Here is a 12,473-nt window from a genome sequence, read left to right as displayed (position 1 = left end):
CCTCAGCTGGGTGCGATCGTGCAGCGTGAGTTGTCCGGGGGCAACGTCAGATCGGTGAAGTACTTGGTCACGATGTCGTCCACGCACTGGGTGCCCTGCAGGGCCACGGTGTGCTGGTTGCCCTGCACGGTGAGCAGCCGGGCGTTGAGCGCCTTGGCCAGGTTCACCCCGGCCTGGAACGGGGTCGCCGGGTCGCCGGTCACCGAGATGACCATGACCTGGGGCAGCCCGACCACGTGCGGCATGTGCGGCTCGCTGGTGTTGGGCACCGGCCAGAACGCGCAGGGATCGCGTGCCGGGTTCGGGCCGTGGCCGTCGTCGCGGAACGGCGCGGCGGCCCGGGAGCGCTTGTCCGCCTCCAGCACCACGGCCGGGTCGGTGACCGGCTTGTCGTCCACGCAGCCGATCGAGGTGAACGCGTCCAGGGTGAACTGGTAGCTGCCGTCCTGCTCGCGGCCGTTGTAGATGTCGGCCAGCAGCATCAGGATCCGGCCCTGGCCCTGCGACAGCTCGGTCAGGCCCCGGCTCAGCGGGTCCCACAGCTGCGGGGTGTACAGCGCCTGGATGGCGCCTGTCATCGCGTCGTTGTAGGACATCTTGCGGCCGTCCGACAGCGGCACCGGGTGGTCGATCGTCGGCAGCACCAGCTTCTTGAAGTTGTCCGTGGCGGCCTTCGGGTCGCGGCCCAGCGCGCACTGCGGCTGCTTGGCGCACCAGACGGAGAACGCGTCGAACGCCTGCTGGAACCCGGCCGCCTGGGCCACCGACCGGTCGATCAGGTTCTGGTCCGGGTCCAGCGCGCCGTCGAGCACCAGCGCGCGCACGTTCTGCGGGAACGCCTCGGCGTAGCTGTAGCCCAGCCGGGTCCCGTAGGAGTAGCCGAGGTAGGTCAGCTTCTGATCACCCAGTGCCTGGCGCAGGATGTCCATGTCCTTGACGACGTCCCGGGTACCGGCGTTGGCCAGCAGGTCCTTGCCGGAGCGTTGCTCGCACTTGGCGTCGTAGTCCTTGTTCTTGCCCTCGATCCGGGCCACCCCGGCCGGCGAGCTGTCCACCTCGACGTCCAGGCGGTCGGCGTCGCGCTCCGGCGGGGTGAAGCACTCGATCGCGGGCTTGCTGGCGCCGACACCGCGAGGGTCGAAGCCCACGATGTCGAACCGCGCGGCCAGCGCACCGCCCTGGACCTGCTTGGCCACCCCGACGGCCGCCTCGGTGCCCGACGCGCCCGGCCCGCCCGGGTTGATCACCAGCGAGCCGATCTTCCGCGCCGGCTGGCTGGCCTTCTGCCGCAGCACCGCGATCTGCGCCGTCTTGCCGCCCGGCTGGCTGTAGTCCAGCGGCACCTGCAGGTAGCTGCAGTCCAGCTTGGGATCGGCGAAGGTCTGCGCGTCGTCCTGCGACGGGGCGTACTGCGCGCACGGGCCCCAGCTGAGTTTCTGCCCGTAAAACTTCTGCAGGTCAGCACCGGCGGGCGTTGGACCGACGGTGGTGCCGGCACCGACCGTCCCGTCCGGCGAGCACGCCACCGCCGGGATCGCCACGGCGATCAGCGCGACCAGGATCAGGAGGTGGCGGTGCAGGCCGCGCGCTGTGAGCTTCATCGCCGGACAGTCTGCACCGGATGGCGCCGGGAGCCGCCAGTGGGTCGGCCGTCGGCGTGGCGCGTCTCTCAGGAATCCCCCCCGCCGGCGGCCGCGACCTGTCCCACCAGCTCCTCGACGCCGGGACGGTCCCGCACCAGCTCCCAGTACCGCTGCGCGAGCGTGTCCGGGTCGACGCGGGGCAGCGAGCCGACCGAGAGGCTGTCGAACCCGCCGCCGTCCCACAGCCCGGCCGCCGCGCTCCGCTCGATCAGCGCGCCGATCAGCAGGGTGCCCACGTACACCCCTCGGGGGCCGACCGCCGCGGCCAGGGCGTGCAGGTAGTTCAGCAACCCGGACTGCGCGACCCCGGCGCTGCCCAGTGCGGGCATCGGGACCCGCGCGCTGGCCCCCTGGGCGAACAGCAGCGCCCCGGACCCCCGAGCCAGCATGTCCGGCAGTACCGACCGGACCAGCGCGATCGGCGTGAGCAGGTTCAACGGCAGCCAGGTGGCCAGCTCCTCGGCGTCCAGCTCGAGCGCGCCGACCGGCAGCCGGCTGATGTCGCCCGGGCTGTAGAGCAGCACGTCCGGGGTGCCGAACCGGTCCGTGATGGCGACCGAGGCGGCTCGGGCCTCGGCGAGGTCGGTCAGGTCCGCGGTCACGCCGTAGGTCTCGACACCGCCGTCCGCCAGTTCCTTCTCCAGGCGGTCCAATTTGACGCGGTCCCTGGCCACCAGCGCGATCCGATAGCCCTCCGCGCCGAATCGGCGGGCCGTGGCCAGACCGAGGGCCGGGCCGGCACCGAACACAGCCAACGTGCGGGTCAAGGGTTGTCCTCTCGATCGAACAACTAACTTGAGCTTTTCCTCAAAATAGGTGAAGTTGAGTCTGCCCTCAAGTTGATAGGCTGGCCACAATGTCCACCGACGGCGTCCAGGCACCCGCCCAGCCGGTGCAGACCCAGCCGGCGCAAACCCAGCCGCCTCAGACCGACGCCCGGCCGCTGCGCGCGGATGCCCGGCGCAACCGGGAGCTGCTGCTGACCGCGGCGCGCGCGGTGTTCGCGGCGCGCGGGCTCGACGCCCCGCTGGACGAGATCGCCCGGCGGGCCGGCGTGAGCATCGGCACGCTCTACAACCGCTTCCCGACCCGGGTGGACCTGGTGGACGCCGCACTGGCCGAGCAGGTGCTGACGTCGGTCCGGCTCGCCGAGCGGGCGACGGCCGACCCGGACCCGTGGCGCGGTCTGGCGACGCACCTCACCGCCGTCGCCGAGCTGCAGGCCGTCGACCGCGGCTTCACCGACATCTGCGTCTACACCCTGCCCGCCGACTCGGTGACCGAGCGGGCCAAGCGGCGCGGCAACGAACTGACCGTCGCGCTGGTCGAGCGGGCGCAGCGGGCCGGCGTACTGCGCACCGACGTCGACCTCACCGACATCGGATTGTTGCTGTGGGCGGCGGTGCGGGCCACCGAAGGAGTGCGCACCCTCGCCCCGGACGCCTGGCGGCGGCACCTCGCCCTGGTGCTGGACGGGCTGCGCACCGACGCCGCGCACCCGCTGCCCGGACGCCCGCTGAACCCGGAGACGATGCGCCAGGCAATGGCCTTCAGCTGAGTCCTTCCGCTGAGTCCTCGACTGAGGCCTTCGACTGAGTCCTTCGACTGATCACTCCTGGTCACAGCGCTAGGCACAGCCCTAACGAGTGATCTAGCCCTGTGAGTCTCGTCGCAGCCGCATGCCGGCGGCCGCCTCGGATGCCACGCTGTGCGCACCACACCGGAGACGACCCGGGGACCCGCCAGCCGGGCCTCGAGGGAGGACGGTTGACGATGACGTCACCCGCATCTCGCGATGGACAGCCGCCGCCAGCACCTGGCGACGAGGTGACCGCGCCCTATCGCAGCGGCCCCAGCGGCCCGCCCGCGGCGGAGAACCCGCCCGCGCCAGTCAAGCGCATCCGGATCCCCCGGCTGCACGCGATGAAGGAGCGCGGCGAGAAGTGGGCCATGCTCACCGCCTACGACACCTATGCCGCGGAGATCTTCGACGAGGCCGGTATCCCGGTGCTCCTGGTCGGCGACTCGGCCGCCAACAACGTCTACGGCTACGACACCACGCTGCCCATCACGGTGGACGAACTGCTCCCGCTGGTCCGCGCGGTGGTGCGCTCCACCCGCCAGTCGCTCGTGCTGGCCGACCTGCCGTTCGGCAGCTACCAGGTCAGCCCCGCCCAGGCGCTGGAGACCGCCACCCGGTTCATGAAGGAGGGCGGCGCGCACGCGGTGAAGCTGGAGGGCGGGCAGCGGTTCGCCCCGCAGGTCGATGCGCTGGTCGGCGCGGGCATCCCGGTGATGGCACACCTGGGCTTCACCCCGCAGAGCGAGCACACCATCGGCGGCTACCGGGTGCAGGGCCGGGGTGACACCGGTGAGACACTGATTGCCGACGCACTCGCGCTACAGGAGGCGGGAGCGTTCGCGGTGGTACTGGAGATGGTGCCGGCCGACGTGGCCAAGCGGGTCACGGCCGAGCTCGCCATTCCCACCGTGGGTATCGGTGCCGGGCCCGACTGCGACGCCCAGGTGCTGGTCTGGCAGGACATGGCCGGGATGAACAGGGGACGCACGCCCCGGTTCGTCAAGCGCTACGCCGATCTGGGCGATGCGCTGTTCACGGCGGCCCGCACGTTCGGCGCGGAGGTCCGGGACGGCGTCTACCCGGATCCAGAGCACTCGTACTCCTAGGTCCTCGCTCGGGCCGCCGCCGAGATGCGGTGGGCCACCACATTCGTCCCGCGCGGGCACGGCGATCCCGTGCCCGCGCGGAGACACTCACCACGGCCGGCGGCCGGTTCGCCCCGCCTCGGCCGCCGATCCGGCCGGTCCATCAGAATGGGCCCGTGCGTGAGTCGTATCCACCGATCGAGCCCCACCGCCAGGGTCTGCTCGACGTCGGCCAAGGCCACCAGCTGTACTGGGAGAGCTGCGGCAACCCGGACGGCAAACCCGTGGTGTTCCTGCACGGCGGCCCCGGCGGCGGGTCCAAGCCCGATCACCGGCGCGCCTTCGACCCGGCCCGCTACCGGATCGTGCTCCTCGACCAGCGCGGCTGCGGGCACAGCACACCGCACGCCGCCGACCCGGACCCGGCCACCGCGCGGGCCGCCCTGCACGACAACACCACCGCCGACCTGGTCGCCGACCTGGAGCGGCTGCGGACCCACCTGGATATCGACCGCTGGCAGGTCTTCGGCGGCTCCTGGGGGTCGACGCTGGCGCTCGCCTATGCGCAGGCGCACCCCGCGCGGGTCACCGAGCTGGTGCTGCGCGGGATCTTCACGCTGCGCCGCTGGGAACTGGACTGGTACTACGGCGGCGGCGCCCAGGCGCTGTTCCCGGACCGGTGGGCCGAGTTCCTCGAGCCGCTCCCGCCCGAGCTGCACGCCTCGGCCAGCCGGGAGATCATCGACGCCTACCACCGACTGCTGCACGACCCGGACCCCTCGGTCGCCGAGCGGGCCGCGGTGGCCTGGAGCAGCTGGGAGGCCTCGACGATCACCCTGCGGCCGCGCGAGGCGCTGGTCGAGTCGTTCAGCGAGCGGGAGTTCGCGCTGGCGTTCGCCCGCATCGAGAACCACTACATGCGGCACTCCGGGTTCGTGGCCGAGGGGCAGCTGATCAGGGACGCGGACCGGCTGGCTGACATCCCCGGGGTGATCGTGCAGGGCCGCTACGACGCGTGCACCCCGATCCGCACCGCCTGGGACCTGCACCTGGCCTGGCCGAGCGCCGAGCTCATCGTGGTCGACGACGCCGGGCACGCGTTCGACGAGCCGGGCATCCAGCACGCCCTGGTGACCGCCACCGACCGGTTCGCCGGCTCCTGAGGCCAGAGCGTGTCCTAGCGCTGGACCGGACCCAGCTCTCCCTGCCCATGAATCCCGGTCAAAGCTCGGACAGCCGGCGGGCGAGGAACCGACGCTCCGGGTCGGTCGCGGCCAGCCGCAGGGCGCGCTCGAACGCCTCCCGGGCTTCGTCGTCGCGGCCGAGGCGGCGCAGCAGCTCGGCCCGGGTGGAATGGAGGTAGCGGTACTCGCCGAGCTCGAGCGAGTCGACGAGCTCGAGCGCTCGTTCGGGCGCGCCCGCCTCGGCGAGAGCCACCGCGCGATTGAGGGCAACGACCGGTGAGCCGGTGAGGACTTCGAGGCGTTCGTAGAGCACCGTGACCTCGTGCCAGTCGATGTCCTCCTCGGCCTGAAGCGACGCGATCGCCGCCTGGAGCACATACGGCCCAGCCGCCAATCGCAACGCCAGTCCCCGATCGAGCGCCGATCGGCCGGCCTCGACCTCTGCCCGGTCGTGCCGCGAACGGTCCTGCTCGGCCAACGGGATCAGCTCACCCCCCACCACGCGCGCCTCCCGGCGTGAGTCGTGGATCAGCATCAGAGCCAGCAGCCCGTACACCTCCGGTTCGTCGGCCATCAGCTCTGCCAGCAGTCGCCCGAGCCGGATCGCCTCGGCGGCAAGATCGCCGCGACCCGGGTAGCCCTCGTTGAAGATCAGGTAGATCACCGCCAACACAGCTGACAAGCGGTCCGGCAGCACCCGGTCAGCCGGCACCGCGAACGGGATCGCCGTCGCCTTGATCTTGACCTTGGCCCGGGAGAGCCGGCGCTTCATCGTCTCCTCCGACACGAGGAAGGCGCGCGCGATCTCCTCGGTGCTGAGACCTCCCAGGGCCCGCAGCGTCAGCGCCACCTGCGCATCGACGGCCAGCGCCGGATGGCAGCACGTGAAGATCAGCTCCAGGCGCTCATCCCGAATCGTGCTGTCGTCGAAGTCGATCTCGTCCATGCTCACGGTCAGCCGATCGTTCTGGAGCAGCCGACGCTTGTCCTCGAGCGTCCGCTCGCGTCGCACCCGGTCGATGGCGCGGTTGCGCCCGGTGGCCACCAACCAGGCCACCGGGTGCCGCGGCACCCCGTCACGGGGCCACCGCTGCGCCGCGACCGCAAAGGCCTCCTGTGCGGCTTCCTCGGCGAGATCGATGTCGCCGAGGAAGCCGACCAGGGACGCCAGGACGCGGCCCCACTCGCGCCGGAAAACGTCCTCGATCAGAAGCCGTCCTCCGTCGGGATGTCCACCAACGGCCGGACCTCGACCGCACCGCCGAGCCGCACCGTGGGAATCCGCTGGACGAACTCCAACGCCTCGTCCAGGTCGGCGGCCTCGACCACGTAGTAGCCGCCCAGCACCTCCTTGGTGTCCGCGAAGGGGCCGTCGGTGATCAAGGCCTCGCCCAGGCTGTGCCGAACCGTGGTCGCCGTCTCGGCCGGTTGCAGATGCCCGCCGCCGAGGCAGCGTGGGTCCTTGCGCAGCGCCAGGTACTCGGCGTTGACGGCTCCGTACTCGTCGGGTCCGAGCGCCTCGTGGCTACCCGGCTTCGGGAAGATGAGCAGTGCGTACTTCATCGGTGCCTCCTTGGGGGATCATCTCTCGATATCGAGACGAACAGGCGGCACTGCAGGGGACAGCGACCGTAGAAATTCTCCCAGATGTCGACGGGGCCGTGCCCGAAAGCGGCGCCCCTACCCCGCGAACGGCCCACCGGGTAGCTCGGTCACCTGGTCAGGCACGGACGGCCTGACCCAACTGGTCGGCCAGCGTCTGCCTGGCACCGGCCAGGGACGGCCCGCACCAGGTGAGCAACCGGCCGGTCACGAAGGCGCACGGGGTGCCGGGGAACGACTCAGGGCCGTCGTCCGGGGTGAACAGGTAGGGCTCGTCCGGCAGCACCACCAGCCCTGCCCGGCCGCTGTCCAGCAGCCCGCGCAGCTCGTCCAGCTTCGGCCGCGGGTACCGGTCGGCGTGCTCCGCATACGCGTTCGCCACGCCGAGGCGGCGCAGCACGTCACCGGCGAAGGTGTCCCGCCCGAGCAGTACCCAGGGCCGCCGCCACACCGGGACGATCGCGGTGGCCAGCACCGGTGGCGCCGCCTCGGCCCACTCGGCCACCGCCTGGACCAGCCAGGGCGGCTGCCGGTCGCCGGTCAGCTCGAACACCTCGCCGAGCAGCCGGCCGATCGAGGTGAGTGCGGCGGGCACGGTCGCGGCGGCCTCGGTGACCCACACCGGGATACCGTCGGCGCGCAGTGCGGCCACGTCCTCCGGGCGGTTCTCCTCGGCGTTGGCCAGGACCAGGTCCGGGGTGGCCGCGCGGACCGAGTCCAGCGTGGGGTACTTCGACCCGCCCACCCGCGCCACGTCCAGCTCGGGCGGGTGGCTGCAGTAGTCGGTGGCCCCGACCAGCACCTCGGGCACGCTCACCGCGACCGCCTCGGTGATCGACGGCACCAGCGAGACCACCCGGGTCGGCGGGCCGGCCAGCGTGACCGGCTCGCCGAGGTCGTCGATCAGCTCGCGGCTCACGGCAGGTCGGTGATCCGGATCCCGGCGTGCGTCTTGTAGCGGCGGTTGATCGCGATCAGGTTGGCGGTCAGCGCCTCGACCTGGCCGGCGTTGCGCAACCGGCCGCCGTAGACGCCGCGCACCCCGGGGATCGTCTCGGCCAGCGCGCGGACCTGGTCGGTGGCCGCCCGGTCCTCGCCGAGCACCAGCACGTCCAGGTCGATCTCGGAGACCGACAGGTCGGCCAGCGTCACCGCCGACACGTGGTGGAACGCGGCGGTCACCGTCGAGTCGGGCAGCAGCGCGGCGGCCTGCTGCGCGGCGCTGCCCTCCTTGACGTCCAGCGGGAACGGGCCCTGCTTGTCGAAGCCCAGCGGGTTCACGCAGTCGATCACGATCTTGCCGGCCAGCGGCTCGCGCAGCGAGGTGAGCAGCGCGTCGTGCCCGTCCCACGGCACCGCGACCAGCACGATGTCCGACTGGGACGCGCAGCCGGCGTTGTCCGCCCCGGTGATCACGTCGGTGCCGGCGGGCAGCCCGGCGGCCTCGGCCAGCTCGGCGGCAGCCTGCTCGGCGCGCTCGGCGCTGCGCGACCCGATCACCACGCGCAGCCCGACGGCCGCCCAGCGCAGCGCCAGGCCCTTGCCCTGCGGACCGGTGCCGCCCAGCACGCCGATGGTCTGGGTCTTCAGGTCCGGGATTGCCGCCGGCTCCGTCACGATGTCCTCCACAATCACGAGATCAGCTCCGTCCACCTTACGGACCGACTCCCGGTGACCGCCGGTCCGGGCGCCGCCGGTTTAATGCCGCCGTGACTGGCTCCCCGCTCCCCCGTTCTCCGCGCCGCCGCCGGCCCGCCGTGACACCGCTCGGGATGGCCGCCGTGCTGACCGTCGTGCTGGCTACCGTGCTGAGCACCGCGGCCTGCGGCCCGTCGACGCAGAACGGCTCCAGCTCCGACCTGAGCTCCAGCTCCGGCCCGGGGTCCACCTCGGCCGACGGCGCGCACACCGAGCAGACGACCTACCTGATCGACCAGAACGTCGCCAAGCTGACCTTGGACGGGCGCAGCGGCCGGGTCACCGTCACCGCGGCGGACGGCCCGATCTCGGTCACCGAGGCCTTCACCTACAGCGACGACAAACCGGCGACCAGCCACAATGTCAGCGGTGACGGACTGGCCCTCGAGGAGACCGGCTGCCAGCACGAACGCGCGATCAACGGTCACTGCGAGGTCGCCTGGGACATCAAGGCACCCGCCGCAACGGTCGTCACGCTGTCCACCAAGGCCGGTGGGATCGCGGTGACCGGAATGTCCGGCGCCATCGACGCGAAGACCAACGCCGGCGGGATCCGGGGCCGGGCCCTGGTCGCCAAGAGCGTCACCGCCAAGACCAACGCGGGCGGTGTGGACCTGAAGTTCAACCAGCCACCCGACCAGGTCCAGGCGACCAGCAACGCGGGCGGCATCGACATCCAGGTACCGGCCGGCAACAGCTACGCGGTCCAGGCCGACAGCAGCACCGGCCACCCCGACGTCGAGGTCAGCCAGGCCGACAATTCGACGCACAAGATCCAGGCCAGGACGAACGCCGGCGGAATCGACATCAGCAACGGCTGACCCCGCGCCTGGTTGCCGACGCCGGCAGCTCGGCCAGCGCAGCTCGGCCCGCGCAGCGTGTGACCGCTGGCACCGGCGGCTCGCCCGCGCGGCGCGGCCCGCACGGCGCGGCGCGGCTCGCGCGGCGCGGCGCGGCGCGCGCACGGCGCGGCCCGCACGGCGCGGCGCGGCGCGGCTCGGACCGCGCGGCTCGGCGAGACGCGCACGGCGCGGCGCGCGCACGGCACGGCGCGCACGGCACGGCGCGGCGCGCACGGCACGGCGCGGCGCGCACGGCACGGCGCGGCGCGGCGCGGCGCGGCGCGGCTCGGCTCGGCTCGGGCCGCGCGGCTCGGCGCGACGCGCACGGCGCGGCGCGCACGGCACGGCGCGGCCCGCACGGCACGGCGCGGCACGGCGCGGCGCGGCGCGGCACGGCGCGGCACGGCGCGGCCGCGCGACGTGTTACCGAGCTGCACACGGTGCAGGTTTTGCGGCGACCAGAACGTGCACCGTGTGCAGCTCGGTAACAGGCGGCCGGTTCAGGCGCGGGCGAGCGAGTGGCCATCGGCAACCCCGGGCACGCATGGCGGGTGATCCGCCGCCTCGCCCGCACGGCTCGGCTCGGCTCGGCCCGCTCGGCTTGGCTCGGCTCGGCTCGGCTCGGCTCGGCGAGTTCAACCATGGCGGCCGTGAACGCGTCGCCGACCCGGCTGTGGTTGAACTCGGCGCAATCGGACCGCGCGCAAGAGCGGCCCCGCACCGACGCCCGCCAACCTCCCCCGCGCCCGACCCCGCGCCGAGCTACCGCGGGGGGCGGCAGCTCAGCGGGAGACCAGCCCGGCGTCGTAGGCGAGCAGGCCGGCCTGGGTGCGGTTCTCGCAGTCCAGTTTGACCAGGATCCGGGACACGTACCCCTTCACCGTCGTCTCGGACAGGAACAGCCGCTTGGCGATCTGCGCGTTGGAAAGGCCCTCGCCGAGGCAGGTCAGCACGTCGGTCTCGCGGTCGGTGAGCTCGCGGATCAGGGCCAGCGCGCGGTCCCTGCTGGCGTGCTCGTCGGCCGAGGCGGCGACCAGCCGGCGGGCGGCGGCCGGGGACAGCACGGTGTGCCCGTCGGCGGCCACCCGGACCAGCCCGATCAGGTCCTCCGGCGGTGTCGACTTGACCAGGAACCCGGCGGCCCCGGCGCGCAGCGCACGGATCACGTACTGGTCGGCGTCGAACGTGGTCAGCGCGACCACGGTGGGCGGGTCCGGCAGCGCGGCGATCCGGGCGATCGCGGTCAACCCGTCCACCCCGGGCATCCGCAGGTCCATGAGCACCACGTTCGGGCGGTGCCGCACCACGGCCTCGACACCGGCCGCTCCGTCGTGGGCGGCCTCCACCACCTCGATGTCGTCCGCCGAGCCCAGGATGGTGCGCAGGTGCGCGCAGACCATCGGCTCGTCGTCGACGACCACAACCCTGATCATGCGTCCCCCCGGACCCGGTGCGCCCGCACCGACCTGCCGACCAGCCGGACCCGGTCCGGCAACCCGACCCGGTGCTCCTCGCCCTGGTGCGCCGGCGACTCACCGGACAGCGGCGCCGTCACCGGCTTCTCCCTGGTGGGCACGTAGGCCGGCAGTGTCACGTCCACCACGAACCCGCCGTCCTCGGTCGGCCCGGCGTACAGCGAGCCACTGACCAGCTCGACGCGCTGGCGCAGGCCGAGCAGCCCGGTGCCGGAGCCGCTCGCGGTCAACGCCTCGTCGCCGTTGTGCTCCGGCGCGGTGTTCCGCACGGTCAGCCGCACCCGGTCCGGCCCGAACTGCATGGTGACCCGCGCGGTCGCACCTGGTGCATGCTTGCGCACGTTGGTCAGCGACTCCTGGACGACCCGGTAGGCGGTGCGGCCGACGACCGGCGAGGCGAGCTCCGGGTTGCCGTGCTGCTCCAGCTCGACCGCCACCCCGACCGACTCCGACTCGGCGAGCAGTTCGCTGAAGTCGGGCGCCGCGGCCTGACCGCCGGCCCGGGGCAGTGCGAAGTCCTCGGCGGCCTCACCGGGCGCCGACCGCAGTACCCCGACCAGGTCGCGCAGCTCCTCGAGGGCCTGGCAGCCGGCGGCCCGCAGGTCCTCGGCGGCTGCCCTGGTGGCGGCGTCGGTCGCGGTCACCCCGAGCGCGCCGGCCTGCAGCACCATCAGGCTGACCCGGTGGGTGACCACGTCGTGCATCTCGGCGGCGAGGCGTACCCGCTCCTCCACCCGGGCCTGTTCGGCCAGCCGGTGCTGGTCCCGCTCGGCGCGCTCGGCCCGCTCGGTCAGGTTCGCCACGTAGACGCCCAGCAGCGCGGGCAGCACCACGATCATCGCCATCTCGACGGGCAGCGAAACCGACGGTTCCCAGGCCCGCGCCCCGATCAGGCTGATCACACCGACCATGATCCAGGCGCGCCGGCGGTCCCGGCCGTAGGCCAGCGCGCTGTAGGCCGCGAAGGGCACCGCGAGCAGGATCCAGCCCTGCTCCCGCTCGCCGATGATCGCCAGCAGCAGATCCGGCGCCCACTGGGCGACGCCGACCAGTGCGATCGTGCTGATCACCATCAGCAGCAGCGTGGTCAGCGGGGCGATCCGCCGGACCAGCAGCACCGATGCGACGGCGCACTGGATCACCAGGCCCCAGTAGCCGTGCAGCTGCATCGTCTGCCACATCAGGGCGACGAGCAGGACCATGACGAGCAGCATCACGACGACGTCGAACGTCGCCTCCCGGCGGGAGGCCCACAACCCCGGCCGCCAGTTGGCGCGTGTCGGATGGTTCACTTCGCAAACGGTACCCACCAGCACCAGGGGCGGCCCGGCCAGCCAGCACAAACACCTCTGATGGGCGCCG

At 72.6% G+C, this 12,473-nt stretch carries 12 protein-coding genes; 4 read left to right on the top strand and 8 right to left on the bottom strand.

Going from position 1 to position 12,473, the window contains the following annotated elements:
- Positions 1–2 precede the first annotated feature (2 nt).
- Entirely contained in the window at positions 3–1,601 is a 1,599-nt protein-coding gene (locus ACTXG6_RS21425; RefSeq protein ID WP_445189574.1) for an alpha/beta hydrolase, read from the bottom strand.
- A 68-nt stretch (positions 1,602–1,669) separates the two neighbouring features.
- A complete protein-coding gene (locus tag ACTXG6_RS21420) occupies positions 1,670–2,410 on the bottom strand; it encodes an SDR family NAD(P)-dependent oxidoreductase (RefSeq protein WP_445189573.1) in 741 nt (246 codons plus the stop codon).
- Positions 2,411–2,499: 89 nt separating this feature from the next.
- Here ACTXG6_RS21420 and ACTXG6_RS21415 point away from each other — a divergent pair, with 89 nt between their 5' ends.
- From ACTXG6_RS21415 to pip, 3 genes are all read left to right on the top strand, one after another.
- Positions 2,500–3,201, top strand: coding sequence for a TetR/AcrR family transcriptional regulator (locus ACTXG6_RS21415; RefSeq protein WP_445189572.1), 702 nt, complete (start codon positions 2,500–2,502; stop codon positions 3,199–3,201).
- 215 nt (positions 3,202–3,416) lie between these two features.
- Positions 3,417–4,331 carry a 3-methyl-2-oxobutanoate hydroxymethyltransferase gene (gene panB, locus ACTXG6_RS21410; protein WP_445189571.1) on the top strand — a complete coding sequence of 305 codons (915 nt, stop codon included), beginning with the start codon at positions 3,417–3,419 and terminating at the stop codon, positions 4,329–4,331.
- A 155-nt stretch (positions 4,332–4,486) separates the two neighbouring features.
- Positions 4,487–5,473 carry a prolyl aminopeptidase gene (gene pip / locus ACTXG6_RS21405; RefSeq protein WP_445189570.1) on the top strand — a complete coding sequence of 329 codons (987 nt, stop codon included), beginning with the start codon at positions 4,487–4,489 and terminating at the stop codon, positions 5,471–5,473.
- A 58-nt stretch (positions 5,474–5,531) separates the two neighbouring features.
- Here pip and ACTXG6_RS21400 read toward each other — a convergent pair whose 3' ends face one another.
- From ACTXG6_RS21400 to npdG, 4 genes are all read right to left on the bottom strand, one after another.
- Positions 5,532–6,665: an RNA polymerase sigma factor gene (locus ACTXG6_RS21400; RefSeq protein ID WP_445190068.1), complete on the bottom strand. Its 1,134-nt coding sequence runs from the start codon at positions 6,663–6,665 to the stop codon at positions 5,532–5,534.
- A 35-nt stretch (positions 6,666–6,700) separates the two neighbouring features.
- The gene (locus tag ACTXG6_RS21395; protein WP_445189569.1) at positions 6,701–7,057 is read right to left on the bottom strand and encodes a YciI family protein; all 357 of its coding nucleotides are present in this window, start codon (positions 7,055–7,057) and stop codon (positions 6,701–6,703) included.
- Positions 7,058–7,214: 157 nt separating this feature from the next.
- On the bottom strand, positions 7,215–8,003 hold the full coding sequence (locus ACTXG6_RS21390) for a helical backbone metal receptor (protein ID WP_445190067.1): 789 nt from the start codon (positions 8,001–8,003) through the stop codon (positions 7,215–7,217).
- 8 nt (positions 8,004–8,011) lie between these two features.
- Positions 8,012–8,713 (bottom strand): NADPH-dependent F420 reductase, encoded by a 702-nt coding sequence (gene npdG / locus ACTXG6_RS21385; protein ID WP_445189568.1) that lies wholly within the window; start codon positions 8,711–8,713, stop codon positions 8,012–8,014.
- A 140-nt stretch (positions 8,714–8,853) separates the two neighbouring features.
- Here npdG and ACTXG6_RS21380 point away from each other — a divergent pair, with 140 nt between their 5' ends.
- On the top strand, positions 8,854–9,615 hold the full coding sequence (locus ACTXG6_RS21380; protein ID WP_445189567.1) for a DUF4097 family beta strand repeat-containing protein: 762 nt from the start codon (positions 8,854–8,856) through the stop codon (positions 9,613–9,615).
- 803 nt (positions 9,616–10,418) lie between these two features.
- On the opposite strand, the gene ACTXG6_RS21375 is transcribed toward ACTXG6_RS21380, so the two are convergent.
- Complete coding sequence (locus ACTXG6_RS21375) at positions 10,419–11,069, bottom strand: response regulator (RefSeq protein WP_445189566.1); 651 nt, start codon at positions 11,067–11,069, stop codon at positions 10,419–10,421.
- Positions 11,066–12,403, bottom strand: a complete 1,338-nt coding sequence (locus tag ACTXG6_RS21370) for a sensor histidine kinase (RefSeq protein ID WP_445189565.1) — start codon at positions 12,401–12,403, stop codon at positions 11,066–11,068. Before ACTXG6_RS21370 ends, ACTXG6_RS21375 begins: the two co-directional genes overlap by 4 nt.
- Between the last annotated feature and the right edge of the window lie 70 nt (positions 12,404–12,473).

It is taken from the genome of Pseudonocardia sp. Cha107L01, assembly GCF_052566575.1.
Note: the sequence above shows the minus strand (reverse complement) of the source record. Positions and strands in the feature narration are given on the sequence as shown.